Source organism: Arthrobacter globiformis NBRC 12137 (assembly GCF_000238915.1).
GTDB lineage: Bacteria > Actinomycetota > Actinomycetes > Actinomycetales > Micrococcaceae > Arthrobacter > Arthrobacter globiformis.
Window position 1 is genome coordinate 120821 of sequence record NZ_BAEG01000047.1, and the last position, 21557, is coordinate 142377.

Consider the following 21557-nt stretch of genomic DNA (forward strand, 5'->3'; position numbering starts at 1 on the left):
AACGGCTCGGTCCGGCACGGAGGTTTCCCGGCGCGCCCCTTTTGGAGGTGCGGTACCTTGTGCAGATGGACTTCGGTAATCCGGACACCTGGAGCACGGCCATCTATTTCTGGATCATTCCTGCTGTCCTCGGCGATGCCATTTTTCCGCCCATCCCGTCCGAGATGGTCCTGATCACGGGCGGTGCGCTGTCCGCCGAGGGGCGGGCCAACCTGTTTCTGGTCGGCATCCTGTCCGCGGCCGCATCATGGCTGGGCGACGTGGTGGTGTTCCAGCTGTTCAAGCGGCGGCTGAGCCATATTCTGGACCGCTGGACATGGGGCCGGAAAATCCACCACGGCATCCACGAGGCCATCGCCAAGGCGGGCCGTTCCTCCACCTACGGGACCATCATCGGGGCGCGGTTCATCCCCGGAGGCCGGCTCGCCACGTCCGCCGCCGCAGGCATCGCCGACGTCTCCACTCCGGGCTTCAACCTGTGTGCCGGGCTGGGGGGTGTCCTGTGGGCTACGTGGCTCGTGGGCCTGGGCTACTTCACGGGCTCCGCCACGCGGCTGCCCTTCTGGGCGAGTTCGCTGATCGGAGTCGCCGTTGGCCTCGTGATCGGCGCCGTCGTGGGTCTGATCGTGACGCGCCGGCGCGGCGATCGCTCGCCCGTGGACGAACCAGGCGAGGCGCCCGGCACAGGCAATTAAGGCCCGCCCCGCTGAGCCCTGGCCCCAAACCCTAGACGGGCGCCCAGCGGCCCCGGCTGCGGCGGAGCACCGAAAGCGTGCCGGTCAGCGCAACGCGTTCGACGGCGTCGCGCATCACGGCTGCCGACTCCCGGGCAGCGCTGTTCTCACTGCTGTATTCGGTTGGCTCCACGAGGAACCGCAGGTTCAGCTGCGGCACACCGCCGGCCAGTTCCAGCTGGTGCGATTCCACATGGTGCCGGGACCGCAGCGACTCGACAGCGTTGTCCATCACGGCTTCGGGAGGGTTGCCCGGCTTCAGCCCGGTGATCTTGAGTCTGGTCTGGAAGGACGGCATCACCCCACCCTAGCCCGGGCGCGAAGGACCCCGCGCGAACGTACAGTTGACGCCCTAAAATCCGGCCCCCGCAGGCCTTATCTGTCCGTTCGGGCCGGGGAGCGGAGGACAGGTATTCGGACGGTTGCGTTTTGTCTGGCGCGAGCCTATCTTGGCAGGAAGGGGCGCGATTATGCACGAACTCTCTATCACGCAGGGCCTTGTCGACGCCGTTCTCAACCGCACAGGCGAACGGACGGTCACGGCGGTCAACCTGCGGATCGGTCCCCTCTCCGGCGTACTGGCTGATGCCGTGCGCTTTTGTTTTGACGTGGCAACGGCCGGCACTCCGCTGGCCGGCGCGCGGCTGCGCATCGAGGAACCGCAGGGCCGGGCACGGTGCCGCAACTGCCAGGACGAATTTACCCTGAGCGATCTCATCCTGCTGTGCCCTTGCGGAAGCGCGGACGTCGAAGTCCTCAGCGGCCGCGAGCTCATGCTGATGTCCGTGGAGGTGGCGTAGGAAATGTGTACAACATGCGGTTGCGGCGACGAGGCCGGGACCCGCATTTCAAACCTCGCAGGAGAACTGCAGACACCCGGGCCGGGGTACCTGCACAGCCATAGCGATGAGCACGGGCGCACGTACACGCATGAGCACTCCCACCAGCACGCCCACGCCGACTCCCATGACCACCACCACGGGCACGCAGACGGTCACCACCATGCGGATCCGGGCACGGAGACCATCCTGCTCGAGCAGAACCTGCTGGCCAAGAATGACCTGCTGGCCGCCACGAACCGCGGCTGGCTTGCGGGCCGGGGGGTCCGCGCGTTCAACGTCATGAGTTCACCCGGTGCCGGCAAGACCACCCTGCTGGTCCGCACCCTGGCGGAGCTTGGCGGGCGCCTGAAAGCGGGCGTCATCGAGGGGGACCAGGAGACGTCCCTCGACGCGGACCGCATCCGGGCCACGGGGCGCCCGGTCATCCAGATCAACACCGGAGCCGGCTGCCATCTCGACGCCGGGATGCTGCGGCACGGCCTCGATGCACTGTCCCCGGAGGCGGGCTCCACGGTCTTCATCGAAAATGTGGGCAACCTCGTCTGCCCCGCGCTTTTTGACCTTGGTGAAACAGCCAAGGTGGTGATCGTTTCGGTAACGGAAGGTGATGACAAACCCCAGAAATACCCCCACATGTTCATGGCAGCCGACCTCGTGATCGTCAACAAGTCGGACCTGCTCCCCTACGTCGACTTTGACGTCGACGAGTGCCTGCGACGCATCCGGCAGATCAATCCGCGGGCCGAATTCCTCACGCTGTCCGCCACCACCGGCGAAGGCCTCGCCGACTGGTACGGCTGGCTCGACGGCGCCACCTCCCCAGCGGCGGCGCCCACCCCCGGGGCAGCCCGGTCAGAATCCCTGACCGGCTCCCTGACAGAAGCACACTGAGCTCCGCAAGGGGCACTGAAAGAGGCAACGATGCCTACGGAAACTTCCCTTAAGGCCGAAGAAGCCCTCATCCACGTGCTGTGGATCAATGCAGGGCTCAGTTGTGACGGCGACTCGGTCGCCCTGACAGCGGCCACCCAGCCGAGCGTCGAGGAAATCGCCCTCGGCGCGCTGCCCGGCCTGCCGAAGATCGCCATGCACTGGCCACTGATCGACTTTGAATGCGGTCCGCAGGAAGGGGCCGACGATTTCCTGGAATGGTTCCGCAAGGCGGACCGGGGCGAACTGGAACCGTTCGTGCTGGTGGTCGAGGGATCCATCCCCAACGAGAAACTCCATGAACCCGGCGGCTACTGGTGCGGGTTCGGCAACGACCTCGAGACCGGCCAGCCCATAACCACCAGCGAATGGCTGGACCGTCTCGCACCCAAGGCCACCGCCATTATCGCCGCCGGAACCTGCGCCACTTACGGCGGCATCCATGCCATGGCAGGCAACCCGACCGGCGCCATGGGCGTGCCGGACTACCTCGGCTACGACTGGAAGTCCAAGGCCGGCATTCCCATTGTCTGCGTGCCCGGATGCCCGATCCAGCCCGACAACCTGTCCGAAACCATGACTTACCTGCTGTACCAGGCCACGGGCCAGGCGCCAATGATTCCGCTGGACGAGGCACTGCGGCCCACATGGCTGTTCGGCAAGACGGTCCATGAGGGCTGCGACCGGGCCGGCTACTACGAGCAGGGTGACTTCGCCACCGAGTACGGTTCCCCCAAGTGCATCGTCAAGCTCGGCTGCTGGGGTCCAGTGGTGAAATGCAACGTTCCCAAGCGCGGTTGGATGAACGGCATCGGCGGCTGCCCGAACGTCGGCGGCATCTGCATCGGCTGCACCATGCCGGGCTTCCCGGACAAGTTCATGCCCTTCATGGATGAACCTCCCGGCGGAAAGTTTTCCACGAGCACCATCCGGCCCTACGGCTCCGCCATCCGGGCGCTGAGGGGCATCACCACGCACACGCTGGACCAGGAGCCCAAGTGGCGCCGGCCCGGAACCGAGCTCCTCACCGGGGCCAGGCGCACCTGGTAGTCCACCCAATTCCAGACAGGCGAAGACAATGACGTCCACAATTCCCATGGGTTCCGGAGGCGGAACGGGCAACAACAACCTGGTGGAGATGAACTGGGACCCCATCACCAGGATCGTTGGCAGCCTCGGCATCTACACCAAGATCGATTTCGAGAACAACCAAGTCGTGGAATGCAAGAGCACGTCCTCGATCTTCCGTGGCTACTCCCTGTTCATGAAAGGCAAGGACCCGAGGGACGCCCACTTCATCACCAGCCGCATCTGCGGGATCTGCGGCGACAACCACGCCACCTGCTCCTGCTACACGCAAAACATGGCCTACGGCGTCAAACCGCCGAACCTGGGCGAATGGATCGTCAACCTGGGCGAAGCCGCCGAGTACATGTTCGACCACAACATCTTCCAGGAGAACCTCGTCGGCGTGGACTACTGCGAAAGGATGGTCTCCGAAACCAACCCCGGCGTCCTGGCCAAAGCCGAGAACACCAGGGCACCGCACGAGGCCGACCACGGCTACCGGACCATCGCCGACATCATGCGCTCGCTGAATCCGTTCACCGGCGAGTTCTACCGGGAGGCGCTGCAGGTCAGCCGCGCCACCCGGGAGATGTTCTGTCTCATGGAGGGCCGCCACGTGCACCCCTCCACGCTCTATCCGGGCGGCGTGGGGACGGTGGCCACCATCCAGCTGATGACGGACTACCTCACCCGGCTGATGCGCTACGTCGAGTTCATGAAGAAGGTCGTCCCGATGCACGACGACCTGTTCGATTTCTTCTACGAGGCGCTGCCCGGCTACGAGCAGGTGGGTCTGCGCCGCACGCTGCTGGGCTGCTGGGGATCGCTGCAGGACCCGGACTACTGCAACTTCGAGTACAAGGACATGACCGAGTGGGGCCGGAAGATGTTCGTCACCCCGGGCGTGGTGGTGGACGGCAAGCTGGTCACCACTGACCTGGTGCGCATCAACCTGGGCCTGCGGATCATGCTGGGCTCCTCGTACTACGAGGACTGGGAAGACCAGGAAATGTTCGTCACCCACGACCCCCTGGGCAACCCGGTGGACCGCAGGCATCCCTGGAACCAGCACACCAACCCGCGCCCTCAGAAGCGCGACCTTTCGGACAAGTACAGCTGGGTCATGTCCCCGCGCTGGTTCGACGGCGAGAACAACCTCGCCCTGGACACCGGCGGCGGCCCGCTGGCACGGCTCTGGGCCACGGCGCTCGCCGGACTCGTGGACATCGGCTACCTCAAGGCCACCGGCAGGAGCGTCCAGATCAACCTGCCCAAAACCGCGCTGAAGGGACCCGTCACGTTCGAGTGGAACATCCCGCAGTGGAGCAACACGCTCGAACGCAACCGCGCCCGCACCTACTTCCAGGCCTACGCCGCGGCGGCCGCGCTGCACTTCGCGGAAAAGGCCCTCGAGGAAATCCGGGCCGGCCGCACCAAGACGTGGGAAACCTTCGAGGTCCCGGATGAAGGCATCGGCTGCGGTTTCACCGAGGCGGTCCGCGGGGTCCTGTCCCACCACATGGTGATCCGCGACGGCAAGATCGCCAACTACCACCCCTACCCGCCCACCCCTTGGAACGCCAGCCCCACCGACTCCAGCGGCGTGGCCGGCCCCTATGAGGACGCGGTTCAGGGGCAGCCGATTTTCGAGGAGAACGACCGGGAGCATTTCAAGGGCATCGACATCATGCGCACCGTCCGCAGCTTCGACCCCTGCCTGCCGTGCGGCGTCCACATGTACCTGGGCAACGGGCAGACGCTGGATATGCTGCACTCCCCCACCCAGACCCTGACCGGCGAGTAGGCCATGCCCGGCGGGGACCGGCCGCCGCTGCAGAACGGCGACCAGATCGGCACACTCCTCGACGCCCTCGGCGCCGGCGGGGCGGTGGCCCGCGGCCGGGCCGAGGACCTGGTCCGGCAGGTGACAGACCTCTACGGCGCCGGACTGCAGCGGATCATGGAGATCCTGCAGGACCACGGAAAGCTCGACGACGCCACGCTGGAAGCGCTGACCGCTGACAGCCTGGTGGCCGGCCTCCTGGTCATCCACGGACTGCACCCCCATTCGATGGAGGCACGGGTGGCGGCGGCACTGGACAGCGTCCGGCCCTACCTGGGATCGCACGGCGGTGACGTGGAACTGGAGGGCATCAGCCCCGACGGCGTGGTGCGGCTCAAGCTGCTGGGCACCTGCCAGGGGTGCCCGTCGTCGTCCGTCACCCTTAAGTACGCCGTTGAGGAAGCCATCCAGAACGCCGCCCCGGAAGTGACGGCCATCGACGTCGTCGAGGCGGAAAAGCAGCCGGGTGCACCGGCGCTGATTCCGGTGGACTCGCTGCTGGTCCGGGTGAACAATCCGGCGGGCGGAACGCCCGCGGAATCCTGGCACGACATGTCCGGCGGCACCTGGGAGCCGCTTCCGGAGGTCGCCGGGCTCGAAGCCGGCGAGGTGGCGGGTTTCCTGGTCGGCGGCTATCCGGTGCTGGCCTGCCGCACCGGTCAGGACATCTACGCCTACCGGGACTATTGCCCGCGCTGCACCGGCTCTATGGCCGGCGCCGTACTGCAGCGCGCGCTCGCGGCACCGGTCGGCGGGGGCCTGCTGCGCTGCCCCACCTGCCGTGGCCACTTCGACGTTAGGCGCGCCGGCGCCTGCCTCGAGGACAAGGACCTGCACCTGGAGCCGCTGCCGCTGCTGGTCCGGAACGGAGTCATGTCCGTGGCGGTTCCGACGGTGTCCGTGCAGTCCGCGCCGTTGCCGGCTCCACCGGTACCGGCAGCCCCGGCCGAGGTGACGCCGGTACAGGCACTCCCGCTGGTGACGCCGGCCGGCGTCGGGGTCCCGGCGGCGCAAGCCCCGGCGTTGCAGGCAGCCGCGGGACAGGACAGCTGACATGAACGTGGAGAACGGAGGAGGTACAGGGCGCGGCGCGGGAACCGGCCGGGCCAGCGGCGCCTTGCCGGTGGCCCTACTGCGGCGGATTTCCGCGAACCGGCCCGCTCCCGCCGCCGGGGAATGCTGCGAAATGTGCGGCGAACCGATTCCCGACGCACACCAGCACGTGGTGGACCTGGAGAGCCACGCGATGATGTGCACCTGCCGGCCCTGCTACCTCCTCTTCACCGATGCCACCGCCCACATGCGCTACCGCTCGGTGCCGGACAGATACCTCTCCTTCCCCGACTTCGATATCGGCCCGGGGCAGTGGGACGAACTGGAAATTCCGGTGGGCCTGGCATTCTTCTTCCGCAGCTCCAGGCTCGGCCGCACCGTGGCGTTCTACCCGGGTCCGGCCGGGGCCACGGAATCGGAACTGCCCCTCGCCGCCTGGGACGGCGTGCTGGCCCGCAACCCTGCCCTCGGCCTCGCGGCGCCGGACACCGAGGCTCTGCTGATCCGCGGCCCGGGTCCGGGCAGGGCCGCCGCGGACTGCCACCTCGTTCCGGTGGACGCCTGCTACGAGCTGGTGGGCCGGCTGCGCCGCCTCTGGCGGGGGTTCGACGGCGGCCAGGAGGCACGCGATGAGCTCACCGCGTTCTTCGACCGGATTGGCCGCCGGAGCGTTCCGGCGCCGGCAAACCCCGCCGGCGAGGCATCCGCCAGCGCCGCATCAGGCGGCGCGGCATCCAGCAGCCGCGCGTCGGGCAGCCGCGCGCCGGGCACGGGAGGCTTCCGGTGACCGAACTTTCCTTCGCTGTGCTGGAGATCCGGCCCGAACCCTACGCCGCCGCCCCGCAGCTGACAGCCAGGCTCCAGGTGACGGAGGGCACGGGTGCCGTGGTGCACGCTGTGGCGCTGCGCTGCCAGGTCCGGATCCTGCCGCAGCGCCGCGGCTACGCGTCCGGGGAGGAGACCGGACTGCTGGACCTCTTTGGCGATCGCGGGCGCTGGCCCACTACCCTGAAGTCGTTCGTCTGGATGCAGTGCAGCACCATGGTGCAGGGTTTCACGGGCAGCACCGAGGTTGACCTGCCGCTGCCCTGCACGTTTGATTTCGACGTTGCCGCCGCCAAATACCTGAATGCCCTGCATGACGGCGAGATACCGCTGGAGCTGCTGTTCTCCGGCACGGTCTTCACCAGGGGGCAGACGGGGTTCACCGTGGAACAGGTGCCCTGGGACCTTGAGGCGTCCTACCGGCTGCCCGTCGCTGCCTGGCGCAGCCTGATGGACCAGTACTTCCCCAACGCCGGGTGGATCCGCCTGGACCGGGAGGTCCTGGCAGCACTCGCCCGGTACAAGTCCTCACGGGGCCTCACGTCGTGGGAGGCCGCGGTGGAGAAGCTGCTCGCCCAGGCCACCGCCGACGTGTCCGGGGAACTGCCATGAACACCAGCCTGGCCCTTGCCCGCGCCGTCGCCGACGCCGTCCTCTACGAGGGCTACCTGCTCTACCCCTACCGTGCTTCGGCCCAGAAGAACCAGGCCCGGTGGCAGTTCGGGATCCTGGGTCCGCCAGGGGCCGCCGAGGACAGCAGCGGGGAGGAGCCGTCCATGTCCGCCGACTGCCTGCTTGCCCCGGGAGCCCGGGCCGGGCTCGAAATCCACTTCCGCTTTCTGCAGCTGCAGGCGCGCACGGCAGAAAAAGCGGACGACGGCGGCGGGTTCACACCCGTGGACAGCCTCGCCGCCGGCGGTGCGAACTGGCTGAGCTGGGACGAGGCCGTCGAACAGGAAGCGGCGTTCGGGCCCTTCTCCGTGGCCCAGCTCCGGGCCGGACTGGTCCTGCCGCTGGAGGTCCCGGAGGGATTCGACGTGGAGGAACTGAAGGACTACGCCGGGAGGCGGGCCGGCAGACTGGTGCGCCGCCGTCGGGCCCTCCGCGGCGAACTGCGGCTCAGCGCCGCCGAAGACGCCAACGGGCTGCTGCGGCTCAGCGTCACCGCGGCCAACACGGCAGGTCCTCTGCCGGCCCATACCCTGCCGGCCCGTCCGCTGCCTGCCGGGAACCGGCAGGACGCCACCGCGGTCTCCTTCATCGGCGCACACGTGTTGCTCTGCGTGCGGGACGGGGACTTCGTCTCGCTGCTGGACCCGCCGCCGTGGGCACAGCCCGCAGCCGGGCTGTGCTCCCAGCACCGCTGCTGGCCCGTGCTGGCAGGCCCCGAAGGCCAGACCGACGTGCTGCTGATCTCGCCCATCATCCTGTACGACCATCCCGCCGTCGCCCCGGAAAGTTCGGTGGCGCTGTACGACTCCACCGAGATCGACGAGATCCTCACGCTGCGGGTGCTGACGCTGACCGACGAGGAAAAGGCCGAGGCGCGGGCCACGGATCCGCGGGCCGCCGCCGTCATCGACCGCTGCGAGGCGATGTCCCCGGAGGACCTCCAGCAACTGCACGGCACTCTGCGGAACCCGCACGCGTTCGCCGCGGATCCCGCCGAAGCATGGAGCACGGCCGGCCAGGACGTTCCCTGGTGGAATCCTGAGGCGGAAGCCAGCATCCGGCCGGACGAGGACGCCGTCGTGATCAATGGTGTGGCGGTGGCCCGCGGCAGCCGGGTGAGGGTGCACCCGAAGCGGCGCGCCGACGCCCAGGACCTGTTCTTCGGCGGACAGACCGGCCGGGTCACCAGCGTGCATTTCGACGTCGACGGCGGCACCCACGTCGGGCTCGTCCTGGAGCAGGATCCGGCGGCCGATCTCCATGAGGGCTACGGCCGGTCCTTCTACTACGCGCCCGACGAGCTGGAACCGCTGGAGGGAAAGGAAAACCCGCAATGAAGGCAATAGGAATGGCCACTGTTTCGGTGCTGGCAGCGATGGCCCTCTGGGGCGTCTACGTCGGGATCCGCGCAGTTCCGGACATCCGCCGGTACATGAAAGTGCGGCGGATGTGACCGCCGCCGGCAGTGCAGGGACGGCGCCGCAGGGTTCCGTCCGGCAGGGTTCCGGCGAGCGCGCCTCCGGCGAGCGCACCGGCGGCGTCCTCGTGGCCGGCGTCGGGAACTTGTTCCTGCACGATGACGGTTTCGGTCCCGAGGTGGCGCGGCACCTCGCCGCCCACCGGCAGCCGCTGGAGCCGGGCGTCCGGGTGGTGGACTACGGCATCCGCGGCATGCACCTGGCCTACGACCTGCTGGCCGGCGTCGACGTCCTGGTCTTGGTGGACACTGTGCCCGCGGAGGTGAACTCCGCCCCCGGCAGCATCCGCGTGCTGCACGTCAGCGCGGCGGACCTCGACGGCAGGGCCGTGCTCGATCCCCATGGCATGGACCCGGCGGCCGTGTTGGGCCGGCTTCGGTCCATGGGCGGCAGCCTTCCTGCCACGTATGTGGTGGGCTGTGTCCCCGCCGACCTGTCCGAGGGCATCGGTCTCTCGCCCGCGGTGGCTGCGGCCGTGCCCAAGGCGGCTGCCGCCGTCGGGTCCCTGCTGGGCCAGCAGTCCCCTATTCCAAACTCCTCCACTGCAAGTTAGGGCGGTGTCCGTACATGTGCCTCGGAATACCCGGCAGGGTCGTCGAACTCCTCGAGGGCTACGGCGGCCAGCTCGCGCTCGTCGACGTGGCCGGAGTGCAGCGGAAGATCAACATCGGGCTACTGGATGAGGGCCCTCTCGAACCCGGGACATGGGTCCTGATCCACATGGGTTTCGCGCTGGAACGCGTGGACGCCGCGGGCGCAGCACAGGCCATGGACGGACTGGAACTGATGGGCCGCCCGGCGGACAGCGGGCCCGGAACCCAGCCGGCACAACCACCCCAAGGAGGGCAGCATGTCACCCACGAACCAGCCTGATTCCGACGGCAAGGACCAGGGCACCCCGCAGGGCACCGCACCAGGTACGGCGCGGGCCTTCGGCAGTGAACCGCCGCTGAAGGAACCCGCCCAGCCCGGAGCGGACGAAACCCCGGAGGACGCGGCACCGGCTCCCGACGACGTCGGCGTCAGCACCACCCGCAGGGGCGAGGACGTCATCAAGGAGGAGGGCTCCGAGCCTGGGCGCGAGCACACGGGATCCGACGATACTCCTGCCGGCAGGCCGGCCGGCGAGTCGTCCGCCCGCGATGCCACCGCCATCAAGAGCCCCGACCATCCCGACGGCGCGGCGCCGCAGTCGCCATAGGCAATCGCAGGGCTCGTGCCCGGGGCTCGTGCTCGGGGCTAGTGTTCAAGCGCTATGGCCGCGCCGCGGTGCTCGACGCCGCTGTTGGCGATCCGGAGGTGGCGCGCCGTAAAGTGCTTCAGCTGCTGGAGCTGGTGCGCCGAGAGGCGGTCACACACCCAGTCCCAGTGCAGTGAGACGACGTCGCCCACGGCCAGTCCTTCCACGAATCCGGTTCCGTTCACGGCGAACTTGGCCGACTCCACCACCGGTTCGCCGATGTCCAGGGCCGTGCCGTCCCAGACCAGCGGCCGGGACCGCACGACGGCGTCGTCCCCGGTGATCGCGAGCACCTGCCCCCAGCGGATTCGGCACCTGTCCAGCACGTTCAGCGCGGTGGCATGCCGGCGTTCGTCGCGGAGCAGGCCCAGCCACGGGTAGATCTCGAACACGTGGAAACTGTGGTGCGGGACCCCGCCGGCTAGCACGCCTTCCACCAAATGCGGGAACTGCCGTCCGGTGCGGGCCCGAAACCTGTCCTCCATCGAGTTGCCGATGTTCGTGATGCCGACGGAATCAAGCAGGCTGTTGCCCACCCAATAGGCCTCCACCACCCGTGCGTCCAACGGATCGGCAATGCCGTGGGTCCCCGCGATCAGTTCAAGGTAGGGCCAGGCTCCGGCAAAGCCTTTGGCCAGCTCCCGGAGGCCCGGGTCCGTGACGCCGGACTGCCCATAATGCAGCAGGGCGTCACTGTCCGGCGGCCCACAGCTCCCGCGTGAATTGGGCGGATAGGCATAGCGGACAAACAACTGGGCACCATCGATAACCATCCCGTGGCCACCTTCTGCGAGCGTCTTCTGAAAGTAGCACCGGCCTATGGCGCGGACAAGGGACCGGCTCTTTACAGGACACCGGAGAGGCGTTGACAGCCCTGCCCCTGAAGCGGATGCTTTGAAGACCCACGCGCAGGGAGTCAACGATGACAGCTGCAGACCTAAACCGCCGCACCGCCCTACAGGTGTTCATTGCAGGCGGCTCGGCCGCCGTGCTGGCCGGATGCGGCGCATCCGGCAACGCCCCGCCGTCGTCCCCTGCGGGCAGCACCAACAGCATCAGCCTCACGGACCAGCGCGGCCGGACCCTGACCTTTGCCCGGCCGGTGGCGCGGGTGGTGACCATCCCGATGCCGTCGGCGTCCCTGCTGGTGGCTGTCGACCGCAGCGCGGACCATCTCGCTGCCATGCACAACGCCTCCTGGGTGGCCATGCGCGACGGCATCATGGGCGCCATGTTTCCCGCGGCCCTGGACCTCCCGCACGACATCGCCACCCAGGACTTCACCGCCAACGTTGAGAGCATCCGGGCCCTCAACCCGGACGTGGTGGTCCAGTGGTCGGACGCGCAGCTCATCGAGCCCCTGGAGAAGGCCGGCCTCCAGGTTCTGGGGCTGAAAAACTCCGGAACGCAGGAGGACGTGGACGCCTGGGTGGCCATGTTTGCCGCCATGCTCGGCAAGCCGGAACGTGCCACCGAGCTTAAGACCCGCAGCGACCGGGAGCTCGCCGAGGTCAAGGCACTGGCATCCGGGCGGGCTTCCCAGGGTCCGAGCATCCTGTACTTCAACCGCTTCACCGGCGGGCTCAAGGTTGCCGGCGCCAACAGCTACAACGACTTCTACATCAAGCTGGTGGGCGGTTCGAACCCGCCAACCGGCAAGGATCCGCTGACCGGTCCCGGCATGGTGGGTGTGGACATTGAGCAGGTGCTGCGCTGGGACCCCGAGGTTATCCTGCTGGGCAACTTCGACGCCGCCATGCCACAGGACATCTACTCGGACCCGGTGTGGCAAACCGTGTCCGCGGTCCGTTCGAAGCGTGTGTACAAGGTCCCGCTGGGCGGCTACCGCTGGGATCCGCCCGGGCAGGAGTCTCCGCTGATGTGGCACTGGCTGGGCGACATCGCCTTCCCGCAGCAGAGGTCGTTGGTGCGGGACAAGGCGGCCGAATACTTCAGGTTCCTGTACAACCACGAGCTCACGAAGGCTGAACTGGACAAGATTCTCCGGACCGCGGAGAACGGGCAGTCCGCCAACTACCGTCAGTTCAATGCTTGATGGGGCCGGCGCTCCACGGTTGCGGAAGCGGGTGCGGCCAGCACTGCCCCGGGCAGGCCCGGCTTCTGCCCCGGCCGGGACGGTGGACCGAAAGGCGACGGCACGACGGCGGGAAACCGCCGTCGTCGTTCCCGTTGCCCTTACTGCCTGCTTCCTGGCCGTCGTGGCGGTGCTGGCACTGGCGGTGGGGCGCTACAGCGTGCCGCTGGACCACGTGGTCCAGATCCTGACCGCACAAATCGCGCCGGTCCCGGTCCAGGCCAGCGCCACCGAACAAAATGTGGTGCTGCTGGTCCGGCTGCCCCGGGTACTGCTCGCTCTTCTGGTGGGCGGGGGCCTGGCCATCGGCGGCGCCGCGCTGCAGGCCATATTCCGCAACCCCCTGGTCAGCCCCGAAATCATCGGTGTCTCCGCCGGCGCATCCTTCGGCGGTGCCCTGGCGCTGCTGCTCGGTCTGGGGCCGTTCCTCCTAGTGGGCGGCTCCTTTGCCTGCGGCCTGCTGGCCCTCGGAACCCTGTTCCTGATCACCTCGGGCCGTGCAGGGACGCCGATGCTCAAGATCGTGCTCGGCGGCGTGGTGACGGGGTCCTTCTTCTCCGCCCTGGTTGCCCTGGTGACCTACATCGCCGACCCCAACACCACGCTGCCCGCCATCGTCTTCTGGCTGCTCGGCAGCGTGTCCACAGCCACCTTCACCAAAGTCGCGGTGGCCCTCATCCCCGTCCTCGGTGGAGCCGCCGTCCTCGTGGCCCTGCGCTGGCGGATCAACGTGCTGTCACTCGGCGACGAGGACGCGGCGGCGCTGGGGGTGCGGCCGCGTCCGCTCCGGTGGGTGGTGCTCGTGTCCGTGGCGCTGATCGTGGCAGGGGCTGTGGCGGTCAGCGGCGCCGTCAGCTGGGTTGGCCTGGTGATCCCCCACCTTGCCCGGATGTGGGTGGGCCCCGACCACCGCGTCCTCCTGCCCGTGTCCTTCCTGCTGGGTGGCGCCTACATCGTCCTGGTGGACACCATCGCCCGCACAGCCACCGCAGGCGAGATCCCGCTCGGCGTCCTTACGGCCCTGATCGGCGCACCCGTGTTTTTCCTGCTCCTGCGCCGGAACCGCGAGAAGGTCTGGGACAGTGCTTGAACTCGACGGCGTGGGCTTCGGCTACTCGCCCCGGGACTGGGTGTTCCGCGGCGTCAGCTTCCGCGTGCCGCCGGGAACCGCCACCGCCGTGCTGGGCCCGAACGGCAGCGGCAAGACCACGCTGGTGCGCTGTGCCGCGGGACTGCTGGACCCGCAGGAGGGAACGGTCCGGCTCAGCGAAAGCGCCGGCTACGTCCCGCAGGCGCACGGCAGCGCCTTTGCCTACCGGGCACTGGACATGGTCCTGATGGGGCGCGCCCGGCACGTTGGAGTGTTCCGGACACCCGGGTCTTCCGACCATGAGGCAGCGCTGGAGGCGATGGAACGGGTAGGCGCGGCTGGGCTGCGGGACCGGCGTTTCCCCACCCTCAGCGGCGGCGAGCAGCAATTGATCCTGATCGCCCGGGCCATTGCTGCCGGCTCGCCGGTCCTGGTGCTGGACGAGCCCGCCACCGGCCTGGACCTCAAGAACCAGGCCCGCGTCCTGACGCTGTTGCGTGAACTGATGGCGGACGGAATGGCCCTGCTCCTGAGCACCCACCATCCCGACCACGCCCTGCACCTGGCCGACCGCGTAGTCCTGCTGGGCCGCTCCGGTGTGCGGACCGGCTCGGCAGCGGAACTCCTCACCGACGCCCAGCTGTCAGCCCTCTACGGTGTGCGCGTGAGCACCGTGGCCTACTCCGACGACGGCGACGGCTTCCCCAGCAGCACGCCCCGCCGGACCATCGTGGTGCACTACGGCAGTTGACGCTCCCTCACTTTTCGCACCAATTCCACCAACGCTCCCTCACTTTTCGCACCAATTCCACCAACGCTCCCTCAGATCCCGTCGCCCCAGGCCAAACGCTTCCGCACAGAGTGAGTAAGCGTTTGGAATGAACCGACGAGAAGTGAGGAAGCGTTTGGAAAAACCCGACCAAACGTGAGGAAGCGTTTGGAATGAGGCGACCAAAAGTGAGGACGCGTCCGGCGCCTGAGCGGGCTACCCGGTGTTGCGGAGGCCTGCTGCTACGCCGTTGACGGTGATGAGCATGGCTCGCTGCAGGCGCTCGTCGATCTCGCCGCCGGAAATGCCGGCACCCTCTGCACGCACGCGGCGGAGCAGTTCCACCTGGAGGTAGCTGATCGGGTCGAGGTACTGGTCGCGGATTTCCAGCGACCGCTTGAGCGTGGGCTGGGCATCCAGGAGCACGGTCTCGCCGGTGAGGTTCTGGATCTCGGCGACGGTGAGTTCGTACTCGTCACGGATGGCGCGGAAAAGGTGGTGCAGTTCCGCCGGGACCAGGGTGTCAACGTAGTAACCCGCGATCTCCATGTCCGTCTTGGCCAGGGTCATCTCCACGTTGGAGAGCACCGAGCGGAAGAAGTGCCAGCCGTGCATCATCTCCACGAGCTGGGCCGAGTTGCCTGCTTCACGTGCCGCCTTCAGCCCGGAGCCGACGCCGAACCAGCCCGGCACGATCTGCCGCGACTGGGTCCAGCCGAACACCCACGGGATGGCGCGCAGGCCGCCCAGTCCCGCACCGGAGTCCGGGCGCTTCGACGGGCGGGAGCCGATGTTCAGCGAACCGAGCTGCTCCACCGGCGTCGAGGCCAGGAAGTACGCGGGCAGGTCCGGGTGGTCGATAAGGCTGCGGTAGCGGGCAAAAGCGGCGTCGGAGATGGTCTCCATGACGTGCCCGAACCGCTCCCGCTGATCATCGGACGTGCGCGGCGTGCGGTGCAGCGCGGACCCCTGCAGCACGGCCGCCAGCGACAGCTCCAGGTTTTCACGGGCAAGTTCCGGGAGGGAGTACTTGTCCGAGATGACCTCGCCCTGTTCGGTGAACTTGATTTCGCCCTCGAGGACGCCGTTGGGCTGCGCCATGATGGCGTCGTAGGTGGGTCCGCCGCCGCGGCCCACTGAACCGCCGCGGCCGTGGAACAGGCGCACCCGGACGCCGTGCTTGGCGGCGATGTCGCGCAGCTTGCGCTGGGTCTTGTGGATTTCCCACTGGCTGGTCATCACGCCGGATTCCTTGTTGGAGTCCGAGTAGCCGAGCATGACTTCCTGGACGTCCCCGCGCAGCCGGACCAGTTCGCGGTAGGACGGGTCGGACAGCAGCTCGTCCACGATTTCCGCCGAGGCCCGCAGCTCCTCAACCGTTTCCAGCAGCGGCGCGAAGCCGATCTTGGCGTACGGCGCATCGCCGAAGAGGCTGACCAGGCCGGCCTCGCGCGCCAGCACCGCTGCGGCCAGGACGTCGTCGGCGCCGCGGGTCATGGAGATGATGTAGGTCTCGATGACGTCCGGGCCGTACGTGCGCAGGGCACGGCGGATCTCCCGGAAGACGTCGTACGTTCCGTCAGCGGCGCCGTCGAGCCTGATCGGGTGGCCGGACAGCGGACGGCGGGAGGCGAGCTCCGCGCTCAGGACCTCGAGGCGCTCGCCCCGGGTCAGCTCGGCATACCGGATGCCGGGACCACCGAGGCGGTCCATGAGCTGCCCGACGGCGTCATGGTGATGGTCTGCGTGCTCACGGATGTCGAGCGTGGCGAGGTGGAGACCAAAGGAGGCGATGGCCCGGCGCACACGGGCCAGCGCGCCGTCCGCGGCGAGGGACGCCGAGTGGTTGCGCAGCGAGAGTTCCAGGAGCTCCAGCTCGGAGATGAGTTCCTCGGTGGACGTGTAGTCGCGGCCGGGCTGGTGAGCGGAGCCTGCGGCGACCCTCTTGCCGGTGTTAATAAGCTTGGCCTTGACGCAGGTCAGCTTCAGCCGGTAGGGCTCCTGGGCGTTGAGTTCCAGGATGCGGCGGTCCAGTCCGGGCAGCTTCGCGAGGTCGGCGTCGATCGAATCGAGCAGCGCCTGGTCGGCGCCCGCGAGGGCTGTGGAGTTGGACAGGATCGAGATGAGCTCGTCGATCATGGCGATGCTGATCCGCACGGCGTTCTGGTTCTGGAGCTGCAGGATCTCATGGGTCACCGCCGCGGTGACGTTCGGGTTGCCGTCGCGGTCACCGCCGATCCAGGAGCCAAACCGGATCGGGGCGTTGTGGGCCGGCAGCGCAACACCGTGCTCGCCGAGGAGTTCCGAGAAATCGGTGAGCATCTCCGGCAGCGCGTCCGTCAGGATGCTGTTGAGGTAGTAGATGGCGTTGCGGGCCTCGTCCACGGGAGTTGGCCGGACCTGGCGCAGCTCGTCCGTCTGCCACATCTGGTCGATCATCTCCGACAGCTGGCGGTCCTGCCGGCGCCGGGCGCTGGTGCCCTCCTCGGTGGGCTGGGCCAGGACATCCGAGAGCTTGCGGATCTTGTCCAGCACGGAACGGCGGGAGGCTTCGGTGGGGTGCGCAGTGAAGATCGGCCGCACATCCAGTTCGTTGACGACTTCCTGCAGCACCGCCGGGCCGGCCTGCCCCGCGATGTCCTCGACGGCCTTGGCCAGCCAGCCGTCCTTCTCCTGCCGGGTGCGCAGCCGGCGGACCCGGTGGACCTGCTCGGCGGCGTTGGCGAGGTGGAAGTAAAAGGCGAAGGCGCGGACCAGGTCGGTCGCCTGCTCGAGCGGCAGGGAGGCGAGCAGCTCGCGGACCTGGGCAACGACGTCGTGCGCGCTCCACGGACCCGTGGCGTGCGCGCCGCCCCGGGCAGCTTCCTTGGATTCCTTGGTGAGCAGACGCACCTGCTCCACGAGGTCAAGGAGTTCGGGTCCGTGCTGGCGGACCAGCGATTCACCCAGCAGGGTGGAAACGCGGCGCACATCGGCGCGGAGTTCGGCGGCGAGATCTGTTTCTGAATTCATTGCAGTGTCAGCCATGGAAACTATCTTTCGAGTGTTCGACTTTGGCTCGTACACTGCGCTGGATACTGTGAGCCGGGTTACTGTTCCTATGGGATGTTACCCGCAGCAGGCCGGAGCCGGGAATATGTCTCAGATGTTGTCGCGCCCTTGAACCCGAACCGCCGGTCGCTGTATGGAGGACCCATGAGCACCGCAGCAGACGCCCAGCTGGAGCGCTGGCTCCGCTTCCGCAAAGGCCGCAATACCGCCCTCGCGGCCGACCACGGCTGGCTCACACTCACGTCGTTTCAGTGGCTCGAAAGCGAGCCGGCCGCCGTCGACCTCGTCCCCGGGCTGTGGTCAGCGGACGGCACGACGGCGACGCTCACCGCCGCGGCGTCCGACGGGCTGACGCTCGTGGAAACCGGGGAGCCGGTGGACGGGACGATCACGGCAGTGCTCGCCAACGAGGAGTCGCTCATGTGGGTACAGTTCGGCGGCGTGGACGGCAAACAGGTAGTGGTGGAGCTAGCGGTGCGCGCGGACAGATACGCGGTCCGCACCCGCGATTCGAAGTCGCCGGTGTTCACCGCGTTCGACGGCGTGCCCACCTTCGATTACCGGCCCGACTTGGTGGTTGAAGCACGGTTTGAGGCGTTCCCCGAGCCGGAGGACGTTCCGATTGCAACCGCGAACCCGCTGGTGGACGGGGTTCACCGCAGCGTCGGGGAACTGGTCTTCCGGCTGCCCGGCAAGGACCACGAGTACCGGCTTCATGCTGAAGAAGAGAAGCTCGGTGCCCTGACGGTCACGTTCCACGACGAAACCAACGGCGAATTGACCGACGAGTGGCGCAAGGTGTCCACCGCGCGTCCCCGGCCGGACGGCTCCGTGGTTCTGGACTTCAACCGCGCCATCAACTATCCCAGTGCCTTTACGCCGTACGGCACCTGCCCCATGCCGGTGAAGAACAACAGCCTCGACGCCCGGATCGAAGCCGGGGAGAAGCAGCCCGCCCTCGCCGACTGAGCGCGCACGGATCCTTAAACCCCACCCGTCGTTGCGGGGGCCAGCCGCGGAAGCGTCAGGTTATCGCGGAGACGCCCGTGACGGCGCGGCCCACGATCAGCGTGTTGATCTCGTACGAGCCCTCGTAGGTGTAAATGGCTTCCGCGTCGGCGAAGATCTTGGCCATCCGGTAGTCCGTGACGATGCCGTTGCCGCCCAGGATGGACCGGCCCATCGCCACGGTTTCGCGCATCCTCGCCGACGTGTAGGACTTGGCCAGCGCCACCTGCGCCATCCCGGCACCCTGTTCCTGCAACTGCGAATGCTCCTGCAACTGCGCGATCCGGACCATCATGCCCATGCTCGCCATGGCGTTGCCCAGCATGGACACCAGCTGCTGCTGGATGAGCTGGAACCTCGCCAGCGGACGGCCGAACTGCTGGCGTTCGACGGCGTACTGCCGGGCGACGTCGAACGCGGCCAGCTGCTGCCCCACCGCCTGCCACGCCACCATGATACGTGAGCCGCGGAGCAGCTCATTGGTGTCATCGAAACTGCCGATGCCGGCGAAGCGGTCGGCCTCGGCCACCCGGACATCCTCGAAAACGATGTCCGCGTTCTGCACCGTGCGGAGCGCGATCTTGTTCTCGATCCGGCTCCGGCCCACTCCCGGCAACGAAGCGTCCACAATGAAGCCGCGGACCGCTCCGTCGGCTTCATCCCGCGCCCACACCAGCATGAAGTCGCAGAACGTCCCGTTGCCGATCCACCGCTTGGCGCCGTTCAGCACCCAGCTGTCCCCGCCGGCGTCGGCTTCTCCGGTACGGCCCGATATCCGGCGCGCCCGCGTCTCCATGCCGCCGGCGACGTCGGAGCCGTGATCCGGTTCGGTCAGCGCAAAGGCTCCCGTCGTCCTGAGGTTGGAGGCGTCGTCGAGGTACCGGCTGCGCTGGTCCTCGGAGCCGAAGCGGTAGAGCGACTCGACGAAAAGGTCGTGGTGGACCAGGAAAAACGTGGCGATCGAGGTGTCCACCCGCGTCATCTCCGCGATCACCAGCCCGGCGAACAGATGGCTGTAGCCGCGCTGTGCCGGCGTGCTCAGCTCCAGCGCGGCCAGCTTGGGGAGGATGTGCGCCGGAAATTCGGCCTTGTTCCACCAGTCCCCCGCGAACGGCGCGATCTCCGCGGCCAGGAACTCCCGCAGCTCGCCCAGCTTCCGCCGCTCGGCGGCGCTGAGCAGGGACTCGTAGCCGAAAAAGTCGGCGGCGGGCAGGGTGTCGACGGCGGGCATCGAGGCCCCGGGACTGCTTAGTTGGGTGCCGCTCACTTCGGGCCCATCCGGATGGCGCCGTCGAGGCGGATGGTCTCGCCGTTGAGCATGGCGTTCTCCACGATGTGCGCGGCGAGGTTGGCGTACTCGGCGGGCCGGCCCAGACGGGACGGGTGCGGCACCTGCCGGCCCAGTGACTCCTGGGCATCCTGGGGCAGCCCCGCCATCATCGGGGTTTCGAAAAGCCCGGGTGCGATCGTCACCACACGGATGAGGGACCGGGCCAGCTCACGGGCCAGCGGCAGGGTCATGGCGGCCACGCCGCCCTTGGACGCGGCGTAGGCAGGCTGGCCGATCTGTCCGTCGAATGCGGCCACCGAGGCGGTGTTGATGATGACTCCGCGCTCCTCCCCGCCGAGCCCGGTCGCTGCAGGCTCGGTGGCGGCCATCGCGGCGGCGGCCAGCCGGACCACGTTGAAGGTCCCCACCAGGTTGATCTGGATGACGCGCTGGAAAGTCTCCAGCGGCAGCACACCGTCGCGCCCCAGGACCTTGCCTGGCGTGGCGATGCCGGCGCAGTTCACGACGATCCGCAGCGGTCCCAGCCCGACGGCGGCGTCGACGGCGGCCTGCACCTGCTCCTCGCTGGTCACGTCCGCGGGAATGAAAACCGCTTTGGGGGCTGCCGGCTGATGGCCCGCGAGGCTCTGCGGGCCGGCCGCGTTCAGCTCGTCGGCGTAGGCGGCACCGGCCGAGGAGCCGAGGTCAGCGAGCACTACCGAAGCGCCGGCGTCGAACAGCCGCCGGGCCGTGGCGGCGCCGAGGCCGGATGCACCGCCCGTGATGAGCGCGACGGAACCCTCGATTTCCATACATCCTCCTTGATGCGGAACCGGTCGATGCGGATCCGGATCCCGGCCGCGAACATTAGTTAGTGAATGTTAACTGAAATGAGCGGCGGATGCATCCCGCGGCGCAGGGTGCACCAGACCGCCCCGCCCCTCCCGCACGGCCGCCGGCCCGGCAGTTCGCTAGGCTGGCCGTATGACCCAGCCAGATGCTGACGCCGCCCCCACCTCCGCGACGGCCTGGGCAGAGCGGGCCGACGACGCTGCACGGTCGGTTACGCACCTGTTCGGCCAGCGGCTGTTCTTCCTGCCCGGGACACACATCGCCGCCACCGCCCGGCCGTCCGGCCGCATCGAGAACCTCCGCCGCCCCTGGCACTACTGGTGGCAGGCGCATTACCTGGACTGCCTGGTGGACGCGGGCTTTCGCGAACTTGGGAGGGCGGGGCGCCCGCCGGAAAAGTTCGACGGCGATGCCCGCCCCAGCGCCGGCCAGCTCGCGTCGAGGCTGGTCACCGGCATCCGGCTGCGGAATTTCCTGACGTTCGTCAACCACTACTACGACGACATGGCCTGGCTGGCCCTGTCCACGCTCCGGCTGGAGCGGCTGGCCGACGAGAGCCGCAGGCCCAGTCCCCGGCGGCAGGAGAGAATCCGCAAGAGCCTGACGCTGCAGTTCGACTCGGCGTCCACCGACGACCTGGGCGGCGGCACATTCTGGAGCACCAAGCGGGACTTCAAGAACACCCCCGCCACGGCACCGGTTGCGCTCTACTACGCACGCACGGGCAACACCACCAA

Annotated in this window: 22 protein-coding genes and 1 pseudogene; 18 read left to right on the forward strand and 5 right to left on the reverse strand. The window is 68.1% G+C overall.

Going from position 1 to position 21557, the window contains the following annotated elements; genetic code table 11:
• Nucleotides 1-65 precede the first annotated feature (65 nt).
• Nucleotides 66-695 (forward strand): DedA family protein, encoded by a 630-nt coding sequence (locus ARGLB_RS08950; protein WP_043418554.1) that lies wholly within the window; start codon nucleotides 66-68, stop codon nucleotides 693-695.
• A 31-nt stretch (nucleotides 696-726) separates the two neighbouring features.
• Here the strand turns inward: ARGLB_RS08950 and ARGLB_RS08955 are convergent, their stop codons facing one another.
• A complete protein-coding gene (locus ARGLB_RS08955) occupies nucleotides 727-1032 on the reverse strand; it encodes a hypothetical protein (RefSeq protein ID WP_003801339.1) in 306 nt (101 codons plus the stop codon).
• A gap of 172 nt (nucleotides 1033-1204) precedes the next feature.
• Here ARGLB_RS08955 and ARGLB_RS08960 point away from each other — a divergent pair, with 172 nt between their 5' ends.
• The 12 genes from ARGLB_RS08960 to ARGLB_RS09010 are packed head-to-tail and all read left to right on the forward strand — an operon-like array spanning nucleotide 1205 to nucleotide 10646.
• Complete coding sequence (locus ARGLB_RS08960; protein WP_003801342.1) at nucleotides 1205-1534, forward strand: hydrogenase maturation nickel metallochaperone HypA/HybF; 330 nt, start codon at nucleotides 1205-1207, stop codon at nucleotides 1532-1534.
• Between the two features lie 3 nt (nucleotides 1535-1537).
• Nucleotides 1538-2467: a hydrogenase nickel incorporation protein HypB gene (hypB, locus tag ARGLB_RS08965; protein WP_003801343.1), complete on the forward strand. Its 930-nt coding sequence runs from the start codon at nucleotides 1538-1540 to the stop codon at nucleotides 2465-2467.
• Between the two features lie 30 nt (nucleotides 2468-2497).
• On the forward strand, nucleotides 2498-3556 hold the full coding sequence (locus tag ARGLB_RS08970; RefSeq protein ID WP_003801345.1) for an NADH-quinone oxidoreductase subunit B family protein: 1059 nt from the start codon (nucleotides 2498-2500) through the stop codon (nucleotides 3554-3556).
• Between the two features lie 28 nt (nucleotides 3557-3584).
• Nucleotides 3585-5378, forward strand: coding sequence for a nickel-dependent hydrogenase large subunit (locus ARGLB_RS08975; RefSeq protein ID WP_003801347.1), 1794 nt, complete (start codon nucleotides 3585-3587; stop codon nucleotides 5376-5378).
• A gap of 3 nt (nucleotides 5379-5381) precedes the next feature.
• Entirely contained in the window at nucleotides 5382-6470 is a 1089-nt protein-coding gene (locus ARGLB_RS08980) for a NifU family protein (RefSeq protein ID WP_003801349.1), read from the forward strand.
• Between the two features lies 1 nt (nucleotide 6471).
• Nucleotides 6472-7257, forward strand: coding sequence for a DUF5947 family protein (locus tag ARGLB_RS08985; RefSeq protein ID WP_003801351.1), 786 nt, complete (start codon nucleotides 6472-6474; stop codon nucleotides 7255-7257).
• The gene (locus ARGLB_RS08990) at nucleotides 7254-7907 is read left to right on the forward strand and encodes a DUF6084 family protein (RefSeq protein ID WP_003801353.1); all 654 of its coding nucleotides are present in this window, start codon (nucleotides 7254-7256) and stop codon (nucleotides 7905-7907) included. The genes ARGLB_RS08985 and ARGLB_RS08990 overlap by 4 nt, the downstream gene beginning before the upstream one ends.
• A complete protein-coding gene (locus ARGLB_RS08995) occupies nucleotides 7904-9304 on the forward strand; it encodes a hypothetical protein (protein ID WP_003801354.1) in 1401 nt (466 codons plus the stop codon). The genes ARGLB_RS08990 and ARGLB_RS08995 overlap by 4 nt, the downstream gene beginning before the upstream one ends.
• Nucleotides 9301-9420 carry a DUF6893 family small protein gene (locus ARGLB_RS24440; RefSeq protein WP_085929192.1) on the forward strand — a complete coding sequence of 40 codons (120 nt, stop codon included), beginning with the start codon at nucleotides 9301-9303 and terminating at the stop codon, nucleotides 9418-9420. The genes ARGLB_RS08995 and ARGLB_RS24440 overlap by 4 nt, the downstream gene beginning before the upstream one ends.
• Nucleotides 9417-9998 carry a hydrogenase maturation protease gene (locus ARGLB_RS22745; protein ID WP_003801357.1) on the forward strand — a complete coding sequence of 194 codons (582 nt, stop codon included), beginning with the start codon at nucleotides 9417-9419 and terminating at the stop codon, nucleotides 9996-9998. The genes ARGLB_RS24440 and ARGLB_RS22745 overlap by 4 nt, the downstream gene beginning before the upstream one ends.
• A 14-nt stretch (nucleotides 9999-10012) precedes the next feature.
• Nucleotides 10013-10318: a HypC/HybG/HupF family hydrogenase formation chaperone gene (locus tag ARGLB_RS09005; protein WP_003801359.1), complete on the forward strand. Its 306-nt coding sequence runs from the start codon at nucleotides 10013-10015 to the stop codon at nucleotides 10316-10318.
• A complete protein-coding gene (locus tag ARGLB_RS09010; RefSeq protein ID WP_003801361.1) occupies nucleotides 10296-10646 on the forward strand; it encodes a hypothetical protein in 351 nt (116 codons plus the stop codon). The genes ARGLB_RS09005 and ARGLB_RS09010 overlap by 23 nt, the downstream gene beginning before the upstream one ends.
• Before the next feature lie 38 nt (nucleotides 10647-10684).
• Here the strand turns inward: ARGLB_RS09010 and ARGLB_RS09015 are convergent, their stop codons facing one another.
• Nucleotides 10685-11458: a DUF6390 family protein gene (locus ARGLB_RS09015; RefSeq protein ID WP_003801363.1), complete on the reverse strand. Its 774-nt coding sequence runs from the start codon at nucleotides 11456-11458 to the stop codon at nucleotides 10685-10687.
• A gap of 149 nt (nucleotides 11459-11607) precedes the next feature.
• Between ARGLB_RS09015 and ARGLB_RS09020 the strand changes: the two genes are divergently transcribed.
• The 3 genes from ARGLB_RS09020 to ARGLB_RS09030 are packed head-to-tail and all read left to right on the forward strand — an operon-like array spanning nucleotide 11608 to nucleotide 14621.
• Complete coding sequence (locus tag ARGLB_RS09020; protein WP_003801364.1) at nucleotides 11608-12741, forward strand: ABC transporter substrate-binding protein; 1134 nt, start codon at nucleotides 11608-11610, stop codon at nucleotides 12739-12741.
• Nucleotides 12734-13870 (forward strand): FecCD family ABC transporter permease, encoded by a 1137-nt coding sequence (locus ARGLB_RS09025; protein WP_083839624.1) that lies wholly within the window; start codon nucleotides 12734-12736, stop codon nucleotides 13868-13870. The genes ARGLB_RS09020 and ARGLB_RS09025 overlap by 8 nt, the downstream gene beginning before the upstream one ends.
• Nucleotides 13863-14621: an ABC transporter ATP-binding protein gene (locus ARGLB_RS09030; RefSeq protein ID WP_003801367.1), complete on the forward strand. Its 759-nt coding sequence runs from the start codon at nucleotides 13863-13865 to the stop codon at nucleotides 14619-14621. Before ARGLB_RS09025 ends, ARGLB_RS09030 begins: the two co-directional genes overlap by 8 nt.
• 234 nt (nucleotides 14622-14855) lie before the next feature.
• Here ARGLB_RS09030 and ppc read toward each other — a convergent pair whose 3' ends face one another.
• On the reverse strand, nucleotides 14856-17666 hold the full coding sequence (gene ppc, locus ARGLB_RS09035) for a phosphoenolpyruvate carboxylase (protein ID WP_003801368.1): 2811 nt from the start codon (nucleotides 17664-17666) through the stop codon (nucleotides 14856-14858).
• A gap of 168 nt (nucleotides 17667-17834) precedes the next feature.
• Here ppc and ARGLB_RS09040 point away from each other — a divergent pair, with 168 nt between their 5' ends.
• Entirely contained in the window at nucleotides 17835-18659 is an 825-nt protein-coding gene (locus tag ARGLB_RS09040; RefSeq protein WP_003801370.1) for a DUF1684 domain-containing protein, read from the forward strand.
• 55 nt (nucleotides 18660-18714) lie between these two features.
• On the opposite strand, the gene ARGLB_RS09045 is transcribed toward ARGLB_RS09040, so the two are convergent.
• A complete protein-coding gene (locus tag ARGLB_RS09045; RefSeq protein WP_003801372.1) occupies nucleotides 18715-19929 on the reverse strand; it encodes an acyl-CoA dehydrogenase family protein in 1215 nt (404 codons plus the stop codon).
• Nucleotides 19930-19961: 32 nt separating this feature from the next.
• Entirely contained in the window at nucleotides 19962-20780 is an 819-nt protein-coding gene (locus tag ARGLB_RS09050) for an SDR family NAD(P)-dependent oxidoreductase (protein WP_003801374.1), read from the reverse strand.
• A 172-nt stretch (nucleotides 20781-20952) separates the two neighbouring features.
• Between ARGLB_RS09050 and ARGLB_RS09055 the strand changes: the two are divergent.
• Nucleotides 20953-21557 (forward strand): annotated as a pseudogene (locus ARGLB_RS09055) (glycoside hydrolase family 76 protein); the annotation flags it as partial.